This is a genomic window from Brevundimonas sp. 374, assembly GCF_900102995.1.
Classification (GTDB): Bacteria; Pseudomonadota; Alphaproteobacteria; order Caulobacterales; family Caulobacteraceae; genus Brevundimonas; species Brevundimonas vesicularis_C.
This window is the reverse complement of sequence record NZ_FNKT01000002.1, coordinates 264,068-282,386: the sequence shown is the minus strand read 5'-3', so window position 1 is coordinate 282,386 and position 18,319 is coordinate 264,068. Positions and strand designations below refer to the sequence as shown.

At 69.4% G+C, this 18,319-nt stretch carries 20 protein-coding genes and 1 other annotated feature (1 of these 21 only partly in view); of the genes, 10 read left to right on the top strand and 10 right to left on the bottom strand.

Going from position 1 to position 18,319, the window contains the following annotated elements:
* Positions 1 to 28 (bottom strand) — a sequence feature (sul1 is cis-regulatory element that is thought to sense ions involved in sulfur or methionine metabolism; They are found in Alphaproteobacteria) (it extends 36 nt beyond the left edge of the window).
* Positions 29 to 77: 49 nt separating this feature from the next.
* The 3 genes from BLR19_RS08795 to BLR19_RS08785 form a co-directional block, all read right to left on the bottom strand.
* Entirely contained in the window at positions 78 to 1,259 is a 1,182-nt protein-coding gene (locus tag BLR19_RS08795; RefSeq protein WP_091749794.1) for a DUF1501 domain-containing protein, read from the bottom strand.
* Complete coding sequence (locus tag BLR19_RS08790; RefSeq protein WP_091750426.1) at positions 1,256 to 2,746, bottom strand: DUF1800 domain-containing protein; 1,491 nt, start codon at positions 2,744 to 2,746, stop codon at positions 1,256 to 1,258. The genes BLR19_RS08795 and BLR19_RS08790 overlap by 4 nt, the downstream gene beginning before the upstream one ends.
* An 87-nt stretch (positions 2,747 to 2,833) precedes the next feature.
* Positions 2,834 to 3,670: a metal-dependent hydrolase gene (locus tag BLR19_RS08785; protein WP_091749791.1), complete on the bottom strand. Its 837-nt coding sequence runs from the start codon at positions 3,668 to 3,670 to the stop codon at positions 2,834 to 2,836.
* 47 nt (positions 3,671 to 3,717) lie between these two features.
* Between BLR19_RS08785 and BLR19_RS08780 the strand changes: the two genes are divergently transcribed.
* Genes BLR19_RS08780 through BLR19_RS08770 form a run of 3 tightly spaced genes read left to right on the top strand, consistent with a single transcriptional unit; the run spans position 3,718 to position 6,626 of the window.
* Positions 3,718 to 4,311: a TetR/AcrR family transcriptional regulator gene (locus BLR19_RS08780; RefSeq protein ID WP_091749788.1), complete on the top strand. Its 594-nt coding sequence runs from the start codon at positions 3,718 to 3,720 to the stop codon at positions 4,309 to 4,311.
* 37 nt (positions 4,312 to 4,348) lie between these two features.
* Positions 4,349 to 4,927: a GNAT family N-acetyltransferase gene (locus BLR19_RS08775; protein WP_091749785.1), complete on the top strand. Its 579-nt coding sequence runs from the start codon at positions 4,349 to 4,351 to the stop codon at positions 4,925 to 4,927.
* Positions 4,928 to 4,958: 31 nt separating this feature from the next.
* Positions 4,959 to 6,626 (top strand): putative bifunctional diguanylate cyclase/phosphodiesterase, encoded by a 1,668-nt coding sequence (locus BLR19_RS08770; RefSeq protein WP_066626914.1) that lies wholly within the window; start codon positions 4,959 to 4,961, stop codon positions 6,624 to 6,626.
* A gap of 3 nt (positions 6,627 to 6,629) precedes the next feature.
* Here BLR19_RS08770 and BLR19_RS08765 read toward each other — a convergent pair whose 3' ends face one another.
* A complete protein-coding gene (locus tag BLR19_RS08765; RefSeq protein WP_091749782.1) occupies positions 6,630 to 7,496 on the bottom strand; it encodes an MBL fold metallo-hydrolase in 867 nt (288 codons plus the stop codon).
* Between the two features lie 71 nt (positions 7,497 to 7,567).
* Between BLR19_RS08765 and BLR19_RS08760 the strand changes: the two genes are divergently transcribed.
* The 5 genes from BLR19_RS08760 to BLR19_RS08740 all read left to right on the top strand — a co-directional run bounded on the left by BLR19_RS08760 (position 7,568) and on the right by BLR19_RS08740 (position 11,975).
* Positions 7,568 to 7,900 carry an ArsR/SmtB family transcription factor gene (locus tag BLR19_RS08760; protein WP_091749779.1) on the top strand — a complete coding sequence of 111 codons (333 nt, stop codon included), beginning with the start codon at positions 7,568 to 7,570 and terminating at the stop codon, positions 7,898 to 7,900.
* Between the two features lie 5 nt (positions 7,901 to 7,905).
* The gene (locus BLR19_RS08755; protein WP_218119374.1) at positions 7,906 to 8,454 is read left to right on the top strand and encodes a rhodanese family protein; all 549 of its coding nucleotides are present in this window, start codon (positions 7,906 to 7,908) and stop codon (positions 8,452 to 8,454) included.
* A 4-nt stretch (positions 8,455 to 8,458) separates the two neighbouring features.
* Entirely contained in the window at positions 8,459 to 9,241 is a 783-nt protein-coding gene (locus BLR19_RS08750; protein WP_091749772.1) for a sulfite exporter TauE/SafE family protein, read from the top strand.
* Between the two features lie 42 nt (positions 9,242 to 9,283).
* A complete protein-coding gene (locus tag BLR19_RS08745) occupies positions 9,284 to 10,984 on the top strand; it encodes a bifunctional protein-serine/threonine kinase/phosphatase (protein ID WP_091749769.1) in 1,701 nt (566 codons plus the stop codon).
* Between the two features lie 139 nt (positions 10,985 to 11,123).
* Complete coding sequence (locus BLR19_RS08740; RefSeq protein WP_091749766.1) at positions 11,124 to 11,975, top strand: outer membrane protein; 852 nt, start codon at positions 11,124 to 11,126, stop codon at positions 11,973 to 11,975.
* Positions 11,976 to 11,998: 23 nt separating this feature from the next.
* Here BLR19_RS08740 and BLR19_RS08735 read toward each other — a convergent pair whose 3' ends face one another.
* Positions 11,999 to 12,568 (bottom strand): YqgE/AlgH family protein, encoded by a 570-nt coding sequence (locus tag BLR19_RS08735; protein ID WP_091750423.1) that lies wholly within the window; start codon positions 12,566 to 12,568, stop codon positions 11,999 to 12,001.
* Positions 12,569 to 12,697: 129 nt separating this feature from the next.
* Here BLR19_RS08735 and BLR19_RS08730 point away from each other — a divergent pair, with 129 nt between their 5' ends.
* Together BLR19_RS08730 and BLR19_RS08725 are read left to right on the top strand one after the other, a co-directional pair.
* The gene (locus tag BLR19_RS08730) at positions 12,698 to 13,183 is read left to right on the top strand and encodes a peroxiredoxin (protein WP_091749764.1); all 486 of its coding nucleotides are present in this window, start codon (positions 12,698 to 12,700) and stop codon (positions 13,181 to 13,183) included.
* Positions 13,184 to 13,234: 51 nt separating this feature from the next.
* The gene (locus tag BLR19_RS08725) at positions 13,235 to 13,663 is read left to right on the top strand and encodes a very short patch repair endonuclease (protein WP_091749761.1); all 429 of its coding nucleotides are present in this window, start codon (positions 13,235 to 13,237) and stop codon (positions 13,661 to 13,663) included.
* Here the strand turns inward: BLR19_RS08725 and BLR19_RS08720 are convergent.
* From BLR19_RS08720 to BLR19_RS08700, 5 genes are all read right to left on the bottom strand, one after another.
* Positions 13,639 to 15,525, bottom strand: a complete 1,887-nt coding sequence (locus tag BLR19_RS08720; protein WP_091749758.1) for an ATP-binding protein — start codon at positions 15,523 to 15,525, stop codon at positions 13,639 to 13,641. The two genes, BLR19_RS08725 and BLR19_RS08720, sit on opposite strands and share 25 nt — an antisense overlap.
* A gap of 70 nt (positions 15,526 to 15,595) precedes the next feature.
* On the bottom strand, positions 15,596 to 16,642 hold the full coding sequence (locus BLR19_RS08715; protein WP_091749754.1) for a quinone-dependent dihydroorotate dehydrogenase: 1,047 nt from the start codon (positions 16,640 to 16,642) through the stop codon (positions 15,596 to 15,598).
* Positions 16,639 to 16,983, bottom strand: a complete 345-nt coding sequence (locus BLR19_RS08710; RefSeq protein ID WP_091749751.1) for a DUF952 domain-containing protein — start codon at positions 16,981 to 16,983, stop codon at positions 16,639 to 16,641. Before BLR19_RS08710 ends, BLR19_RS08715 begins: the two co-directional genes overlap by 4 nt.
* On the bottom strand, positions 16,980 to 17,489 hold the full coding sequence (locus tag BLR19_RS08705) for a SixA phosphatase family protein (protein WP_091750420.1): 510 nt from the start codon (positions 17,487 to 17,489) through the stop codon (positions 16,980 to 16,982). The genes BLR19_RS08710 and BLR19_RS08705 overlap by 4 nt, the downstream gene beginning before the upstream one ends.
* A gap of 60 nt (positions 17,490 to 17,549) precedes the next feature.
* A complete protein-coding gene (locus BLR19_RS08700; RefSeq protein WP_091749748.1) occupies positions 17,550 to 18,293 on the bottom strand; it encodes a methyltransferase domain-containing protein in 744 nt (247 codons plus the stop codon).
* Between the last annotated feature and the right edge of the window lie 26 nt (positions 18,294 to 18,319).

Genomic DNA, 18,319 nt, shown 5'->3' with positions numbered 1-18,319 from the left:
GTCGCCTGCGAACAGGGCCGGGTCCAAGGTGATGGCGTCCTGATGCGATGTTGCGCCGCGAAAAGCAAGCGTGAAGGCTAGATCAGTCCATCCATGGCCGGCGCTTCGGCGGCGCTGCCGGGGAAGACGCGGGCGTCCAGGGCGGCGCGGTCGAGGCCCATGTGATCGCGCAACACGCCCTTGAACACCGAACGGATATCCAAGGTCGGCGCCAGGTCGCGGTTCTTGAACAGGCGGTTGTCGGCCAGGGTTGGCCAGTCGCCGACGGGGCCGCCGCGCTTGACCGCGCCGCCCGCCAGCAGAAGCGAGGAGCCGGTGCCATGATCGGTGCCCTGGGTGCCGTTGGCGCGGGCTGTGCGGCCGAACTCGGTGGCGACGATGACCGCTGTGCGCGACCAGGCCTCGCCGAGACCGTTCTTCAGGCCTGAGATCAGTTGATCCAGTCCGGTCAGGCGGGTCTGGAGTTGCGCCCTCTGACCCGCGTGTGTGTCCCAGCCGTCCAGCGAGACGGCGACGATATCGGCGCCTCCCGGTCCGGTCATCAGCTTGGCGACGGCCTGGCCCAGGCCTTGGACGTCGTTGCGACGCAGGCGTTGGTCGCCGCCCTCCATGCTGACCAGCTGCTCGGTCGCGAGACCCCGCGCCAGGTTCTGGCCTAGCATCGGATCCTCGACATAGAGATCCTGCAGCAGGGAGGCGATGCGGTCGCCGTCGCGCACCAGACCGCCAGGCGCCCAGCTGGAGACGGGGGCTTCGCCGCGCAGGATCAGGGGCGTCTGGGCGCCGATGGACAGGCCTTTCAGCGACGTTCCGCCGGCCGCGACGATGGCGCGGTTCAGCCAGCCGTCGGATTGCTGGCGCAGACCTTCGCCGCCGTTCTCCAGCACGTCCTGGGCGTCGAAGTGCGAGCGGATGCGCACGGGCAGGGCGACGGCGGGGGCGAACCGCATCTGACCGTGACCATAAAGGGCGTGCAGGCCCGCCAGCGCCGGATGCAGGCCGAACCCTTCGCTCAGGGCCAGGGCGCCGTTCGCCTCGTCCGGCGCGGCGATGGCCAGACCGCCGCGCAAGGGGACGTAGTTCGGATCGGCGTAGGGGACGGTGACCGACAAGCCGTCCATCGCGCCGCGCGCGATGACGACGACCAGCTTGTTGGCCGGGCCAGCGGTCTGGGCGGCGACGCGGCCGGCGAAGGCCAGGCCGACCCCGGCGGAGGCGGCGGCCAGCAGACGGCGACGGTTCATATTAAGGGCGGTCATCGGCGTTGGAACTCCGGCGACATGAACAGAAGGGTGAGGGCCTCGGGCCGGCTTTCGGCGCGGGCGACGGCCATGCGGGTGCGTTCGCCGAGGCGCGGACCGAGGGCGGAGGCGGCGACCGCATTGGGATCGCCCGCCTGGGCCAGATCGGCGGCGGTGCGCGACCAGTTCAGCCGCTTGACCAGGGCGTCTGAGCCGGCCCAGTCGGCGGCCGTGTCGGGCCAGCCCTCGGGCGACGGGGGCGAGAACGGCGGCTGGCCCATGTCGAGCAGGGCCTGGCGCAACGGCTGGATCCGCTGAGGTCGCGTTCCCAGCGCGCGATGGGCCGAGACGATGAAGTCGTAGGGCGTCTTGATCTTGGCGGGCTGGGGCGTCCAGGTCTCGGGCGCGTCGACCAGGGCGCGGGCGACCTGGGCCAGATCGCCGCCGGAGCCGGTCCAGGCCGCTTCCAGCCGGGCGACCAGGGCGGGCGGCGGATCGTCGGCGACGAAATGGGCGGCGAGACGGCGCGACAGGCGTTTGGCCGTGGCCGGATGTCGGGCCAGGTCACGCAGTATGGCCTGACCCTGGGCCACGCCCGCCGCCGGATAGGTCTTGCCCATCACCGTGCGGGCGCCGGGTTCGTGGACATTGGCGCGGAAGACGAAGCCGTCGGGACCGGGCTCGGCTTGGGCGACCATCCTGCGGGCTCGCTGAGGGCGATTGGGCTGCCGCTGATCGCGGGCGGCGGGAACGGACCAGCCGGTCAGGGCGCGGGCCAGTTCGGTCACATCGCCCTGCGTATAGCCGCCGTCGGCGCCGACGGTGTGCAACTCCATCATCTCGCGGGCCAGGTTCTCGTTCAGGCCGGCGTTGCGGCGGGCGCCGGCCAGGCTGTCGGGACCGACAGACCGGGCCTGATCCAGATAGAGCAGCATGGCGGGATGCTGTTCAGCGGCCAGGACCATATCCTCGAACCGGCCGAAGACGTGGGGGCGGATGGCCTCGCGCTCATACTGGCCGACGAAGGCGCCGCTGGCGAACTTGGCGGCCGAGACGGTCAGGGCGTTCGACCAGAACAGGGCCCAGCGCTCGGCGAAGCCGTCGTCGGTGGTCGCGCCGAGCTGGGCGCGAGCCAGGAACTCCTGCGCCGTGTCCTGGGTGATGTCGCGGCGGGCGGCCTGACGGGCCTCGCGCCGGGCGACGGCTTGCGGATCGGCGGCGTCCGGCATGGCTGGCGAGGGGGCAGGCGCGGCGTCGGCCGTCGCCGGAGCGGCGGCGCGTCGGTCGCGGCGGACCAGGCCGGCGTCGCTCTGATAGTCGATATATTGGGCGACGCGTTCGGTGGTGTCGGCGAACTGGCCCGACGGCTGTGGCGCGCCCTGGGACCTGATCTGGCCCATGGCCCAGCCGCGCGGATCGGCGGCGACGCGGTCGATCTCGCCAGGCCGGGCGCCGAGACCCAGGCGCGTCAGGGCGACGGCGGCGTCGGTCGGTGATGAAGCCATGGCCTTCTCCTCGTCCGTCCCCCGCACATTGTAACGCCTTCGGGCGAAAACTCCGTCGCGGGGTCGGATTTGAGGGTAGGCGACCAATCAGGCGGGTTGGGCCAAACCGGCCTCCGCGTCCGCGATCAGGTCGCGGTCGTCGACCTGCCACGGGTGGAAGTCGGGTTTGTAGAAGGCCAGGTAGTCGCCGATCATCCGGCGATACAGACCCGGCTTCAGCCACAGCCAGCGGAACAGGCCCAGACGCGCCCGCCAGCCGACGATGCCGTCCTGCTTCAGCAGCATGAAGGTCGTCTCGCGCACCGTGCGGGTGAACAGCAGGGTCGTCAGGAACATGGCCCAGCGGCGGATGCGCCAGCGCTTCAGCGGGCTGAGGTCCCGGGTCGCGTGCAGGAAGACGTCATAGGCCACGCCCTTGTGCTCGATCTCCTCGATGGAGTGCCAGCGCCACAGGCGGGCCAGGTCGTGGGGCGAGCCCGTCAGCAGCTCCGGATCGGCCAGCAGCCGATGGGCGAAGGCGGCGGTGAAATGCTCCAGCGCCATGGTCGCCGCCAGCTGGGCCAAGGCCGGACGGGCGCGGGCGATGTCGAGACGGGCGGTGACGTAGGCCTCGATCTCGGCGGTGTCATAGCCGGCGCGTTCGGTGATGGCGTTGAAGGCCATGTGTTCGCGGGTGTGGGCGCCCTCCTGGACCGTGAAGGCGCGGATGTCGGCGGCCAAGGCCGGGGGCGCATCCTTGGCGAACCGCTTGACTGACTGGATGAAGAACCGCTCGCCGTCGGGGAAGGTCAGGCTGAGGGCGTTCATCACGGCGGTGCCGAACGGGTCGCCGTTCAGCCACCAGCGTGGCGTCGGAGCCTCGCGGTCGATATGCAGGTCGCGCGGCTTGATCTGGAGGTCGGCGGGGGTGGCGGATTTCGCCATGGTTCTGCTCCTCGATTTCGAGCGGATGATGGAGTTAACTGACATCAATGTCAACTAATGGTCTGGTGAAGCGACGACGCGGGGCGGTGGCGCGCGAAGAGGCGCTGGAGGCGGCGCGCGACCTGCTGCTGTCGGGCGGGCCGGCGGCGGTGACGCTGAAGGCGGTGGGCGAGCGGATGGGCGTGGGTCACGCCAATCTGATCCACCATTTCGGCTCGGCGGCCGGGCTTCAGGGCGCGCTGATGGATGCGATGGTGCGCGATCTGGCGCAGCGGATCGAGGCGGGCCTGGGAGAGGGGCGCGACGGCGTCGAGCCGGGGCGGCTGATGAGCGTCGTGTTCGATGCTTTCGGGCCGGGCGGCGCCTCGCAGATGGCGGCTTGGCTGGCGCTGGCGCGCGAGCAGGGCAGGGCCGAGAGCTTCGCCGAGGTGGTGCGCGATCTGGCCGAACGGCTGGCGGCCATGGCGCCCGATGATCCCAAGGCGGCCGAGCGGGCCAAGGCCCTGGTGGTGACGGCGGCCTATATGGCCTTCGCCGACGGGCTGATCGGGGACATCCTGACGCCGATGCTGGGCGCGCCCGAGGGATTGGGACGCGACCTGGCGCTGAAGCTGACCGCGACACTTTTGGCCGAACCGTAAGGTTCAGAGCCGAATCTTGGTGCTATAGTTCCCATCGATGGCGCTTCTGGACTGGATGAGCGATGTGGCCGGGCCCGTGGTCCGGGGGGACGGCGTGCTGCTGCGCCCGCCGCGCGCCGCCGATTACGCCGCCTGGTCCACGCTGCGCGAAGGCTCGCGCGACTATCTGCAACCGTGGGAGCCGGCCTGGCCCGAGGACGACCTGACCAAGGCGGCCTTCCGGCGCCGGTTGTCGATCTATGCGCGCGAGATGGAGCTGGGCAACGCCTGGCCCTTCTTCGTCTTTGTGCAGGACGGCAAGACCCTGGCGGGGGCGGTGACCCTGTCGAACGTGCGGCGCGGCGTCGCCGAGACGGGGACGCTGGGCTACTGGATCGGTCAGCCGTTTTCCGGTCAGGGCGTGGCGACGGCGGGCGTTCGGGCCGTGGTCGGCTACGCGTTCGACAAGCTGAAGTTGCACCGGCTGGAGGCGGCCTGCCTGCCCACCAACCACGGGTCGCGACGGGTGCTGGAGAAATCCGGCTTTCGCAACGAAGGTCGGGCTCGCGCTTATTTGAAAATTAACGGCGAGTGGGCAGACCATTTGTTGTTCGGCCTGGTCGAGGACGAGCGTTGACGGCCGGGGGCCGTCTGGAAGGGCGAGACGCGTGACACCACGATCCCGATCGCTGGCCTGGGACGCCACGACCGCCATCGAGGCGCTGGCCGCCGCCGAGACGGCCCTGTGGGTCTGGACCCCGGCGACCGACGAACTGCGCTTCACCGGCGCGACACGATCGCTGGGCCTGGGACCGCTGGCGCCGGAATGTACGGCCGCCGGATTTGTCGCCCTGGCCATGCCGCAGGATCGCAGCCTGGCCGAACGGATGCTCAAACCTCAGGACGAGGGCGCCGAGATTGCCGTGCGTCTGCGCATGCGCGGGTCCGAGACCTGTCTGTGGCGCGGCGTCTGGCTGGAGGACGGCCTGCGCGCCGCCGGCGTCGTGGCGCTGGAGACCAAGTTCGCCGGATCGGACCGCGATACGCTGACGGGCCTGCTGGATCGTCGCGCCTTTTTGACCCGCGTCAGCGAGGTGCTGACCCAGCCCGGCGAATACGAGATCGTGGTCGGCGACGTGGACCGGCTGCGGCGCCTGAACGAGGCGCTGGGGCATGAGCGGACCGACCTGGTGCTGTCGGCTTTGGGCTCACGTCTGGCCGCCGCCTTCAACAAGGACGCCTCGGCCGCGCGGATCGGCGAGGACGAGTTCGCCATCATCGTGCCCAAGACCGCCTCCCACACCAGCTATCGCGTTCGCGACGCGCTGGAACAGCCGTTGCGGGTCGCGGGCTTCGACATCTATCCGACCGTCTCCATCGGGGCGGTGATGGTGGAGGGCGGGCCGGATGCGCCCGACGCCGCCGAACTGTTGCGCCGGGTCGAGCTGGCGGTGGAATCGGCCAAGGGCGCCGGGCGCGGCGGATCGGCCGCCTATGGCCGGGCGCTGGAAAGCGACAGCTTGAGCCGTCTGGCGCTGGAGGCGGATCTGAGGAACGCCTTCGTGCGCGGCGAGATCGTGCCCTTCTTCCAGCCGATCGTGAACCTGAACACGGGGGCCGTCGCCGGTTTCGAGGCGCTGGCGCGCTGGCGTCACCCACGCAGGGGTCTGGTGCCGCCGGACGAGTTCCTGGGCCTGACCGCAGACCTGGGCATGATGAACGACCTGGGCCTGCTGATGATGACCCAGTCGGCGCGGCAGCTGGCCGAATGGATCGAACGGCATCCGCTGGCCGGCAAGCTGTTCTGCAGCGTCAACCTGTCGGTCGGCGAGATCGAGCGCCCGCACCTGTGCGAGGACGTGGCGCGCATCATCAAGGAGACCGGCCTGCCCAAGGGCGCGCTCAAGCTGGAGGTCACCGAGGGCGACATCATGCGCGACACCGCGCGCGCCGCCGAGGTGCTGCAATCGCTGAAGGACGTCGGGGCCTCGCTGGCGCTGGACGATTTCGGCACCGGCTTCTCGTCCTTGTCCTATCTGGCGCGCCTGCCGTTCGATACGCTGAAGATCGACCGCTATTTCGTGCTGACGATGAACAAGGACGAGGGCTCGGCCAAGATCGTCAAGTCGGTGGTCAACCTGGGCCGCGACCTGTCGCTGGAAGTCGTCGCCGAGGGCGTGGAGAACGCCGAACTGGCCCGCCTGCTGCTGGACGCGCAATGCCACTACGGCCAGGGCTTCGGCTATGCGCCCGCCCTGCCGGCGCAGGAGGCCGAGGTCTATCTGGCCGAAAGCCTGGCCGATGGCACGGCCCCGCTGAAGCAGCGGTCGGCTTAGGGCTCAGATCGCGTTTAGCGGCAGGCGTAAGTAGCGCTGGCCGTTGGCGTCCGGGGGTGGCAGGTCGCCGGCGCGGATATTGACCTGAAGCGAGGGCAGGATCAGCTGCGGCGCGCTCAGGGTGGCGTCGCGGGCCTCCCGCATGGCGACGAAAGCGTCTTCCGACACGCCGCCGCCGATGTGGATGTTCTGCGCGCGCTGTTCCGCCACGGTGGTCTCGAACCGGAAGTCGGTGCGGCCCTGGGGCAGATAGTCGTGGCCGACGAAGATGCGCGTTTCGTCCGGCAGGGCCAGCAGGCGCTGGATCGAGCGATACAGGGTCCGGGCGTCGCCGCCGGGAAAGTCCGTTCTCGCCGTGCCGTAGTCGGGCATGAACAGGGTGTCGCCGGTGAAGACCGCATCGCCGATCCGGTAGCTGACGCAGGCGGGGGTGTGGCCGGGCGTGTGGATCACCTCGACCGTCAGATCGCCCAGCGTGAAGGCGTCGCCGTCGGCGTACAGATGATCGAAGACGGCCCCGTCCGGGCGCACGTCGTCGGCGCCGAACAGGGGGGCGAAGGCCGACTGAACCTGGGTGATCCGTCCGCCGATGCCGATGGACACGCCCGTCATCGTACGCAGGTGCGCCGCCGCCGTCAGGTGGTCGGCGTGGGCGTGGGTTTCGAGCACCAGGGCCAGCGTCAGCCCCTCCGACCGCAGCGCCGCCATGACGGCGTCGATCGACCGCGTCGAGGTGCGGGCCGAGGACGCGTCGAAGTCCAGGACGGGGTCGATGATCGCCGCCTGACCCGTCGCGGGGTCGCTGACCAGATAGGTGATGGTGTGGGTCGCGGGATCGAAAAAGCCGCGGACGTCGGGGGATTGGGCCATGGAGGAAGCTCTTTTCGCAGTCCAATATATTAGGTATTGCTTATTTAGCAAGTGCGCATATATTGCGCTCCATGATTGACCTTCAGACCATCGGACTTGAGCGATTCCAGGCCAGCGCAGGCGAGGCGGCGGCGTTGCTGCGCGCCCTGTCCAACGAGAAGCGGCTGATGATCCTGTGTCAGTTGGGCGAAGGTGAGATGTCCGTCGGCCAGCTGCTGCCCCACGTCGGCCTGTCGCAATCGGCCCTGTCCCAGCACCTGGCCAAGCTACGCGATGAGGCGCTGGTGAGCACGCGTCGGGAGGGCACGACCATCTTCTACCGCATCGCCGATCCGGCCGTTCTGAAGGTCATCGCCGTGCTGGCTGAAATCTATTGTCCTCCTGTTTCCTCCGAAAAGGCATGATCCCGATGAGCGTCCTGACCCCCCTGTCCCCCGCCGAGGTTTCGCGCCGGCTGAAGCAGAACACGGCCGTGCTGGTCGACATTCGCGAGCCCGACGAGTTCGCCAGAGAGCATGTCGTCGGCGCCGTCCATGCGCCGCTGTCGGCCTTCGACGCCTACACGCCGGCTGGCGCCGACGGCCGCGACGTCATCTTCACCTGCCGAACCGGCAATCGGACGGGCGTCAACTGCTACCGTCTGGCGGCGAAGACGACGGGCCAAGCCTTTGTCATTGAAGGCGGGCTGGACGCATGGAAGGCGCAGGGCCTGGCCATCCACGCCGACCGCTCAAAGCCGATCGAACTGATGCGTCAGGTGCAGATGGTCGCGGGCGGCCTGATCCTGATCGGTGCGGCGTTGGGGACGTTGGTGCATCCAGCCTTCTGGGGTCTTTCGACCTTCGTCGGCGCGGGCCTGTTCGTCGCGGGCGCGACGGGATTTTGCGGCATGGCGCGGCTGCTGGCCGTGATGCCCTGGAACAGAGCCGCGAGCCGGCCCGTGACGAGAGCGGCGTGATCCGGTGACGACCGAACTGACCCCGCTGGTTCTGACCGCCTTCAGCGGCGTCGTCGTCGCCCTGCTGCTGACCTTGTTCGGCGGCGGCGGGTCGGTTCTGGCCGTGCCGCTGCTGCTCTATGTCGTCGGCGTCGCCGATCCCCATGTCGCCATCGGCGTGTCGGCGGCGGGGGTGGCGCTGAACGCCCTGACGGCTCTGGCCGGTCACGCCAGGGCAGGGCGGGTGCGCTGGCCCTGCGCGACCCTGTTCGCCATCACCGGCGCGGCCGGGGCCTGGTTCGGTTCGTCCCTGGCCAAGATGATCGACGGCCATCAGCTGCTGCTGATCTTCGCCGTGGCCATGGCGGCCGTGGGCGTGTCGATGCTGCGTCCCAAGGCGGCGGTCGCGCGGGACGAGCCCCGGCTGAACTGGTCCATGTCGCCGCGCGCCGGCATGGCGGGCGCCGGCGTCGGCTCGGCCGCCGGCTTCTTCGGCATCGGCGGCGGCTTTCTGATCGTGCCCGGCCTGATGGCGTCGACGGGCATGAGCCTGGCGACCGCCCAGGCGACCTCGCTGCTCAGCGTCGCCGCATTCGGAGCGACGACGGCGGGCAACTATGCGCTGTCGGGCTGGGTCGATCCGGGCCTGGTCGCGGCCATGGCGGTCGGCGGGGTCGCCGGGACGGCGGCGGGTCTGCCGCTGGCGCGCCGGCTGGGGTCGAACGCCCGGCTTGGGCGCATCCTGTTTGCGAGCCTGATCCTGGTGGTCTCCGCCTATGTCGCGGTGCGCGCGATCCTGGCGCTCTGAGACCTCTGTTCAGCGGGCCGTCTTTCGACGACAGTTCCGCCCATGACCGACGCCAGACTGGAGATCGCCGCCGGCTTTGCGACCTTGCAGGGGCCCAAGGCGGATAATCAGGATTTCGGCGGCGTCCACATCGGCACGGCGGCCGAGCAGCGCGAACACGGGGTCGTGGCGGTGATCGCCGACGGGGTGTCGGGGTCCAAGGCCGGGCGGATGGCCGCCGAGCTGACGACGCGCAGCTTCATCGACGGCTATCTGGATCAGAACCCGCTGAACGGGATCGCCGCCAACGGCATCAAGGCGCTGCGGGGCTTCAACCGCTGGCTCCATTCGCGGGGACGGATCGATCCGGCCATGGAGGGGGCGGCGACGACGTTCACGGCCCTGATCCTGCGTGGGCGCGAGGCGACGGCGCTTCATGTGGGCGACAGCCGGGCCTGGCATTTCCGCGATGGCGTTCTGACGCGGCTGACGGAGGACCACACGCGCGCCCAGCAGGGGCTGAGCCATGTTCTGTATCGCGCCGTGGGCATCGAGGCGGATGTGAAGCTGGACGTCCGGCAAGTGCGGCTGGAGCCGCACGACCGGCTGCTGCTGACCACCGACGGGGTGCATGGGGTGCTGGCCGATGCGGTGATCGCCGGCCTGTTGGGACGGCGCAGTTCGCCCGATGCGGACGCCAAGGCGATCCTGGCCGAGGTCGAGGCGGCGGGGCAGCGCGACAACGCAACGGCCATCGTCATCGACGTGGTCCGCACCGGCGCGCCCGACTGGGAGGCGATCACGGCCGAGGCGGAAGGCCTCGCCATCCTGCCGCCGCCGGCCGTCGGCGACAACGTTGACGGCTTCGCGCTTCAGCGGGTCGTGGCGGACGGGCGGTACACGACCCTGTTCCTGGCCAAGGATACGCTAGGCGACGCAGGCATGGTGGTGCTGAAGTTTCCCAAGCCCGCCGTGGTGTCCGAGCGCGGGGCGCGCACCGCCTTTCTGCGCGAGGCCTTTATCGGACGGCGCATCGACAGCCCCTTCGTCGGCAAGGTGCTGAGCCTGGATGCGGGTCGCCAGAGCCGTCTCTATATCGCCCAGCCCTTTCATGCTGGTCAGACCCTGCATGCGCGGTTGGCGCAGGAGGGGCCGTTCGAGATCGCCGAAGGAATCGGCGTGGCCCTGCGTCTGTCGCGGGCGGTTTCGGCCCTGCACCGGGCGGGGGTGACGCACCGCGACATCAAGCCGGACAATGTGATCCTGGAGACACAGGGCGGGCTGAAACTGGTCGATCTGGGCGTTGCGCGCCTGCGGCTGGCCGAGGAGTTCGCCGAGGCCGAGGCGCCGGGCACCGCCGGCTATAAGGCGCCGGAAATGTATGCCGGCGAGAGCGGCGACGCCGCCACGGATCAGTTCGCCCTGGGGGTGACGCTATATCGTCTGTTCACGCGCACCTATCCGTGGGGCGAGGTGGATCCGACCGATGCGCCGCGTTTCGATCGGGCGCCTGCGCCGCCGACGCGACACCGGCCGGATATGCCCGCCTGGCTGGAGGCGGCCATCATGCGCGCCGTCGCCATCGACCCGAACGAGCGGTTCGAGGATGTCGAGGAACTGATCCATGTGCTGGAGACCGGCAGCGCTGTCGCCGCTCCGCCGCCGCGCCAGCTGTCCCTGATCGAGCGTGATCCGGTGCGGTTCTGGCAGGGGATCAGCCTGGTCCTGCTGATCGCTTTTCTGGTGTCGATGGCGACGCGCTAGGCCGGCCTACGTTCAACCGAAGCCTTTGGATGTGCGACATTTGGCGATGGGAACTGTAGGGAACCTGTGGCCGCCTTCGGCTTTTGTGACGGCGAGCGGGGATGTCGCGCCCGCACTTTCGGCACGAAAGCCTCCCCAAATGATCAAGACCCTCGCCTCCAGCGCCCTGGCCCTGGCCATGGTTTCCACCCCCGCCCTGGCCCAGTCCGTGGCCCCCGACTGGTCCGGCCCCTACATCGGCATCTTCGGCGGCTACAACCAGTCGAACGACGACGGCGACGAGATCCTGCGCTTCGACCGCAATCTGGACGGCAACTATGGCGACCAGGTCACCACTGCGCCTGTCGCCCCCGCCACCGTCGGAACCAACGCCTTCAGCCCCGGCTTCTGCGGCGGCATGGCGACCAGCACCGCGCCGGGAACCGGCTGCCGTGATGACAACGATGGTGTCGAGGCGGGCGTTCGCGCCGGTTACGACATGCAGTTCGGCAACTTCGTCGTCGGCGCCCTGGCGGAATACAGCGTCAACAATGTTCAGGATTCGGTGACCGGCTTTTCGACCACCCCGGCCTTCTACACCTTCACGCGCGAGCTGCAGAGCACGGCGGCCGCCCGTTTGAAGCTGGGCTATGCGGTCGGCCCGGCGCTGATTTACGGCACCGGCGGTTACGCCTACGGCAAGTTCGAGAACAAGTTCCGCACCTCGAACCTGGCCAACAGCTTCACTGAAACCAGCGAGGGCGATGACGGCGACGGCTGGCAGGCCGGCGGCGGCGTAGAATACGCCCTGGGTCGCGGTCTGACGGTCAGCGGCGAATACCTCTACACCTCGCTGGACGTCGACAGCCCGGTCATCCGCGTCGGCCGTGGCACGGCGCCCGCCACCAACCCGTTCGTCCTGGCCCCGAACACGACGGGCACGGACATGGTGCGCGGCAACGGTCGCTTCGGAACCCACATGTTCCGCATCGGCATGAACTACCGCTTCTAATCGTCAAACGGGGCGGTCTGGCTTCAGGCCCGGCCGCCCTGGCTTGACAGCATGGCCGCGTCCACGCCCAGCTGGGCGAGGGCGCGCGTCCATTTCGACGTGTGTTCGCCGTCGAAAATCAGGTCCAGATCGGCGTCGGCGGTCAGCCAGACGTTGTCGGCCAACTCCTCCTCCAACTGCCCCTCGCCCCAGCCGGCGTAGCCCAGCAACAGGGCCGAGCGGCGCGGACCGGCGATCTCGTCGGTCATGGCGGCCAGCGCCTCGCGCGTGCCGGTCATCGCCAGACCGTCGCCGAAGGCCAGGGTGTCGTCGCCGACCGTCCAGTCGTCGGTGTGCAGGACGAAGCCGCGCTCGCGCTCGACCGGTCCGCCCATCAGGACCGCGCGACCGATGGATTGATTCGGCGCCGGCGCATCCAGCTTGTCCAGAACCGTCTTCAGATCCACGCCCGGCGCCGGTCGATCCAGCCGCAGGCCCATGGCGTGATCGGGCCCGTGTGCGCAGATCAGGATGACGGCGTGCTCGAACCGGGCGTCGTCGATCCCGGGCATGGCGACCAGCAGTCGGCCGGTCAGGGTGGAGGCTTCGCTCATGATCTTCACATCATCCGTCCGGAAAGCGGCGCAAGCAAGCCGAACCGGCGCTTGCGGTGTCGCCCGTGGTGTCTATGTGTCGCACACGGCCGTTCAAACGCGCCGGCCTCAAACCTCAGCGAGACAGACATGACCATTCAGATCGGCGATCGCATCCCGAACGCAACCCTCGCCCAAGCGACCGCCGAGGGCCCCAAGCCCGTCAGCACCGACGACATCTTCGCCGGCAAGACCGTGGCCCTGTTCGCCGTGCCGGGCGCCTTCACCCCCACCTGCTCGGCGCGCCACCTGCCGGGCTTCAAGGATCACTTGGCCGACATCCAGGGCAAGGGCGTCGATACGGTCGCCTGCATCTCGGTCAACGACGCCTTCGTCATGAAGGCCTGGGGCGAAAGCCAAGGCGTTACCGACGACAGCATCGTCATGCTGGCCGACGGCAACGGCGAATTGACCCGCGCCCTGGGTCTGGTGCTGGACGGTTCTGGCTTCGGCCTGGGCGAGCGCTCGCAGCGCTATTCCATGCTGGTCAAGGACGGCGTGGTCGAGCAGTTGAACATCGAACAGGGCGGCGAGTTCAAGGTGTCCTCGGCCGAGCATCTGCTGGCGCAGCTCTGATGCTTGTCGATCCGGGCTATCGCTTCGCTGCTTGAGCCCGGATCGACGTTGATGACGGATGTGTTCAGCCCGGAGAAGCGCAGCGCCGTGATGCGTCGCGTGAAGGGGCGGGATACGTCGCCGGAACTGGCCGTGCGCAGAATCCTGCGTGCGGCCGGGATCGGCTATCGGCTGGGCGGCATGGGTCTGCAGGGAAGCCCGGATGTGGTGATGAAGGGCCGCAAGGTCGCCCTGTTCGTCCACGGGTGCTTCTGGCACGGCCATGATTGCGCTCGTGGATCACGCCAGCCCAAGACCAACGCCGATTACTGGATCGCCAAGATCGACCGGAACCGCGCGCGCGACGCCGCCGCTGAGAAGGCGTTGGAGGCGTCAGGCTGGCGCGTGGTCGTCGTCTGGGAATGCGATATGAAACAGCCTGATTTCGCCGCGCGTCTGATCGCGACCGTCCGGGATCAGGCGGCCTCGGTCGCGGCCTGAGCGGCGGTGTCGTTCAAGACGTGCTGCAAGGCGCCGATCAGGGCGGGCGGCGTCAGGGGCTTGGAGACGAAATAGGCCATGCCGGCCGCCTGGCAGGCCGCGACGTCTTCGGGCGCGGTATCGGCGGTGACGGCGACGACCGGGGTGGCGGCGTTGGGTCCGCCGCCGGCGCGCAGGCGACGCGTCGTCTCTCGCCCGTCCAGCTCGGGCATCCGGACATCCATGAAGATGACGTCGAACACCGCCTCCTGACAGCGTTCTAGCGCGATCATGCCGTCGGCGGCGGTGGTGATCTCGCAGCCCAGCGGCTGGAGGATCAGCTGCACCGCGCGGCGGTTGATGTCGTGATCGTCCACGACCAGCAGGCGCAGCGGCTGGTCTTCGGCCTCGTCGGCGACCGCAGGCGTCGCAGCCACCGGCTCGGGCTCAGGCGCGGGCGAAGGGGCGACGGACGCGGGCTGGGGCGTGGGCGCGACCGAGGGCGTCAGCGAGCGGGCGATGTCCAGGCGGCTTTCATCGACGACCTCGACGATCTGCGCCGCCTCGTCGCCGCGGGGCAGGATCAGGGAGACGGTGAAGCGCGAGCCCTGACCCGGCGCGCTGCGCACCGTCAGCCGACCGCCCATCAGATCGATCAGATTGCGGCTGATCGCCAGCCCCAGACCCGAGCCGCCATAGCGGGCGGAGACGCCCTCGGCGGTCTGGTCGAACGGGGTGAACAGGCGGGCCAGTTGGTCGGTCGTCATGCCCGGACCCGTGTCCACGATTTCGAACAGCAGGGCGTATCCCGACGGCTCCTCGGGCCAGGCCTGGACCCGCAGGGTGATCTGGCCCTGCTCGGTGAACTTCATGGCGTTGGACAGCAGGTTGTTCAGCACCTGACGGATGCGCATGACGTCACCCTTGACGTGGCGCGGCATGGCCGAGGCGCCTTCGATGCGCAGCTTCAGCCCCTTGGCGTCGGCGACACCGCGCCACAGCATCAGGGTCTGGGCCAGCATTTGCCGCAGGTCGAAGTCCTTGGCCTCCACCGTCATCCGTCCGGCGCCGATCCGGGTGTGGTCCAGCAGGTCGTCCAGCAGGGCCTTCATCATCAGGCCGGCGTCGGTGATCAGATTGGCGCTGTTGCGCGACTGGGCGTCGGGCGAGCGCAACTCGGCGGCGCCGGCCAGGATCGCGCCGATCGGGGTGCGCAGGTCATGGCCGATCGCGGCCAGGAAGGTGGTGTGGTCGGCCAGGCTGCGCTCTGCCTTGAGCCGGGAGTCCTCGGCCAGGGCATGGGCGCGCACGACGTTGGCGCTGGCCTCGACCATGCGCTGGCCGGTGATGGCGACATAGAAGGTGAACAGCACGACCGCAGCGGCCGCCGACATGACCAGCGGGCCGGAGGCGTCCAGAGCGTAAACGAAGACAGGCGTAGCCAGCAGGAAGCCGGTCTGAGGGGCCAGGCCGGCGATCATCACGGCCTGACAGCGGTTCGCATTCAGCATGGCCGTCAACATGCAGGCGCTCAGCATTAGGGCTGCGCTGACGCCGCCGATGGCACCGCCGATCTTCCACATCACCAGCGACAGGGCGGCGAAGACGGTAGAACTGACCGCAACGACGGTCAGGACGGCCAGCTTTCGGCCGCTGGAAAGCTCTCCGGGCGCCTCCAGGATCGGTCGATACACGACCATCTCCATGGCCTGAACCGCCAGATACAGCACGACCCAGCCGAAGGTGAACCGCACCCCGACCATCGGCGTCACCACCAGGGCGACAGCCGCCGCCGCCACGAGCCGTTGCACCGCAGCGCCCGAGCGTTGGCGAACGGCGGCGGTCCAGCTGCTTTCAGCGATATCGACGGCGGTCGATTTCATTCAGGCTCTCGGATGACGAACGCAGATCGCTCGCATCGGTCACCCTAGACGTGTCGACACTAACGCTCCGTCAACGGGGCGCGCCGACCGCGTCTGTTACTGCGGAAAAGCCGTCGGCGCGCAGGCGGGCGGCCAGGTCACGCGTGATGCGGGCGACCAGGCCGGGCCCCTCGTAGATCAGGGCGGAATAGATCTGGACCGCCGATGCCCCCAGGCGAATGCGGGCATAGGCTTCGGCCCCGCTGTCGATGCCGCCGACGGCGATCAGGGGCAGACGACCGGCGGCGGCCTCGGCTGCCGCGCGCAGGGCCTTTTCCGCGAACGGACGGATGGGCGCGCCGGACAGGCCGCCCGTCTCGCGGGCGTCCGGCGAGCGCAGGGTCTCGGGACGTTCCAGCGTGGTGTTGGATACGATCAGGCCGTCGATCCGATGGGCCAGCGAGGCCTCGACGATCATGCCGATCTCGTCGGCGATCAGATCGGGCGCGATCTTCAAAAAGACCGGCACGCGGTCAGGGGCGGCGACGGGACGGGCGGCGTCGATGCGGCCCAACAGGTCGTCCAACTGCTCGCGGCCCTGAAGCGCGCGCAGGCCCGGCGTATTGGGCGAGGAGATGTTGACGGTGAAGTAGGAAGCGCGGCCGGCAAGGCGTTGCAGACCGGCGACGTAGTCGGCCGCCTTGTCCTCGGTGTCCTTGTTGGCCCCCAGATTGGCGCCCACGACGACGCCCGTCGGGCGCTGGTCCAGCCGCTCGGCGAAGGCGTCTAGCCCGGCGTTGTTGAACCCCATCCGGTTGATGATGGCCCGGTCCTCGCTGAGGCGGAACAGGCGGGGCTTGGGATTGCCGGGCTGGGGCCGGGGCGTGACCGAGCCGCATTCGACGAAGCCGAAGCCGAGGCGCGACAGGCCGCGCAGGGCCTCGCCGTTCTTGTCCAGACCCGCCGCCAGACCGACCGGATTGGGCAGATCCAGTCCCGCCAACTGTGTTCTCAGGATCGGATCGTCGGCGGGCGGGACGGGCAGGGGGGCGAGGGCCAGACCCTTGATCGCCAACTGGTGTGCCTGCTCCGGGTCCAGCCGACGCAGCAGGGCGGCGCCCACATCAACCAGGCTCATCGGTCGTCCTCGAACGCCATCTCGCCCTCGGCCGTGACCGAGAAGGCGCGCGATGCCGTAACGGCGGCGACGGGCAGGGGGGCGTAAAGATGCGGGAACAGATCGCCGCCGCGCGACGGCTCCCAGATCAGGTCGTCGCCGAACCCGCTGAGATCGACGGTCAGCAGCAGCAGGTCGCCGCGCTCGGCGAAGTGCCGTCGCGCGGTCTCGGCCAGTTGCGCCTGGGTGGACATGTGGATGTAGCCGTCGGCCAGATCGACGGGCGCGCCGTCATAGCGGCCCTCGGCGACGGCGGCGCGCCATTCGGCGGCATCGACGATCTTGTAGGCGACGTCTGTCATGCGGATGGCGCGCCCAGCGATCGCGGCGTCAGGAAGCCTTCGTAGGTGCAGCGCCACGCGACATCGACGCTGAACAGGGCGGCGGCGCCGGTCGGGAAGCCGGCCGACAGCTTGTCCACCACGGCCGGCGAGGCGGCGCTTTCGATCAGATATTCGGCGGCCAGCACATGGACGCCCGGATTGTGGGCCAGGATCAACAGGCAGCCGGCCTCGTCCTCGCTGGCCTCGACGAAGCGGCGGATCACGTCGGAGGGAGCGTTGTAGAGGGCGTCCTCGTCGCGGACTTCCACATCGCCGAAAGCGTCGTGCATCTGCTCCCAGGTCTGGCGGGTGCGCACGGCGGTGGACACCAGCGCCAAGTCCGGCTTCAGCCCCCGCTCGGCCAAGGCGCGCCCCATCAGCAGAGCCTCGGCGCGGCCGGCGGCCGACAGGGGACGGGCTTCGTCGCCGCCGGAGGGAGCGGAGGCTTCGGCCTGGGCGTGCCGCATCAGGATCAGTCGGTGCATGGCCTTCGCCATAAGGCGGTTTCGCCCGCCCCGCCAGATGGAGCGACGGTCAACTCCCCGTCAGTCGCGATGTTCGCCCCGCGAAGAGACGGAGGCGGCGGGTTGGGGCGCCAGGACGGGGGCGGCGACGCGCTGGGCATGGCCGCTGGGGCGGATGCGGGCGTAGCTGTGGCGCGAGGCCTCCAGCAGGATCAGCCCGGCGGTTCCGGGAAAGACCCGGCGCCCGACCTGTTCGAATCCTTCGGCCAGGCGCAGCATCGGCCCCCAAGGCGGGACATACAGGGTTTGGGACCAGGCCATCGGCTCGAGCCCGACATCGCGCACCAGTCGTTCCAACTGGCGCCGGGTGAAGGGTCGGCCATGACCAAAGGGGGTGTTGTCCGCCCGCGCCCACAGGCCGCCGCGCGCCGCCGCCGCCAGGATGATGCGCCCGGTCGGCGAAAGCGCGCGCACCGCTTCCAGTAGCAGGGCGGCGGGATCGTCGGCCTCTTCCAGGGCGTGGACCAGCAGGATGCGGTCGAACACTCCGGCGGGGAAGGGCAGGCGGCGGTCGTCAACCAGCAGGGTGCGGTTGCGCCCGACCGTAGGCCAGTGTTCGACGCCTTGCCCGCCCGGCATGGCCGCGACGACACGCCGCGCGCCGACGAAGGAGTCCAGCCAAGGGGTGGCGTAACCGATGCCCAGCACGTCGCAATCGGCCGCCTCGCCCCAGGCGTCGTCCAGCCGTCGCGCCACCAGCCGTCGCGCCAGCGCTCCGGTCGGCTCGCCGTAGAAGGTTCGAAGCTCGTCGATGCTGCGCCGCATGGCCCCACTATAGGCCTGTCGGCGGC

Excerpts from the sequence above, each read along its gene's own strand:
- BLR19_RS08795 (WP_091749794.1), bottom strand. The coding sequence starts at position 1,259 with ATGACCGCCCTTAATATGAACCGTCGCCGTCTGCTGGCCGCCGCCTCC.
- BLR19_RS08790 (WP_091750426.1), bottom strand. The coding sequence starts at position 2,746 with ATGGCTTCATCACCGACCGACGCCGCCGTCGCCCTGACGCGCCTGGGT.
- BLR19_RS08785 (WP_091749791.1), bottom strand. The coding sequence starts at position 3,670 with ATGGCGAAATCCGCCACCCCCGCCGACCTCCAGATCAAGCCGCGCGAC.
- BLR19_RS08780 (WP_091749788.1), top strand. The coding sequence starts at position 3,718 with ATGTCAACTAATGGTCTGGTGAAGCGACGACGCGGGGCGGTGGCGCGC.
- BLR19_RS08775 (WP_091749785.1), top strand. The coding sequence starts at position 4,349 with ATGGCGCTTCTGGACTGGATGAGCGATGTGGCCGGGCCCGTGGTCCGG.
- BLR19_RS08765 (WP_091749782.1), bottom strand. The coding sequence starts at position 7,496 with ATGGCCCAATCCCCCGACGTCCGCGGCTTTTTCGATCCCGCGACCCAC.
- BLR19_RS08760 (WP_091749779.1), top strand. The coding sequence starts at position 7,568 with ATGATTGACCTTCAGACCATCGGACTTGAGCGATTCCAGGCCAGCGCA.
- BLR19_RS08755 (WP_218119374.1), top strand. The coding sequence starts at position 7,906 with ATGAGCGTCCTGACCCCCCTGTCCCCCGCCGAGGTTTCGCGCCGGCTG.
- BLR19_RS08745 (WP_091749769.1), top strand. The coding sequence starts at position 9,284 with ATGACCGACGCCAGACTGGAGATCGCCGCCGGCTTTGCGACCTTGCAG.
- BLR19_RS08740 (WP_091749766.1), top strand. The coding sequence starts at position 11,124 with ATGATCAAGACCCTCGCCTCCAGCGCCCTGGCCCTGGCCATGGTTTCC.
- BLR19_RS08735 (WP_091750423.1), bottom strand. The coding sequence starts at position 12,568 with ATGAGCGAAGCCTCCACCCTGACCGGCCGACTGCTGGTCGCCATGCCC.
- BLR19_RS08730 (WP_091749764.1), top strand. The coding sequence starts at position 12,698 with ATGACCATTCAGATCGGCGATCGCATCCCGAACGCAACCCTCGCCCAA.
- BLR19_RS08725 (WP_091749761.1), top strand. The coding sequence starts at position 13,235 with ATGACGGATGTGTTCAGCCCGGAGAAGCGCAGCGCCGTGATGCGTCGC.
- BLR19_RS08720 (WP_091749758.1), bottom strand. The coding sequence starts at position 15,525 with ATGAAATCGACCGCCGTCGATATCGCTGAAAGCAGCTGGACCGCCGCC.
- BLR19_RS08715 (WP_091749754.1), bottom strand. The coding sequence starts at position 16,642 with ATGAGCCTGGTTGATGTGGGCGCCGCCCTGCTGCGTCGGCTGGACCCG.
- BLR19_RS08710 (WP_091749751.1), bottom strand. The coding sequence starts at position 16,983 with ATGACAGACGTCGCCTACAAGATCGTCGATGCCGCCGAATGGCGCGCC.
- BLR19_RS08705 (WP_091750420.1), bottom strand. The coding sequence starts at position 17,489 with ATGCACCGACTGATCCTGATGCGGCACGCCCAGGCCGAAGCCTCCGCT.
- BLR19_RS08700 (WP_091749748.1), bottom strand. The coding sequence starts at position 18,293 with ATGCGGCGCAGCATCGACGAGCTTCGAACCTTCTACGGCGAGCCGACC.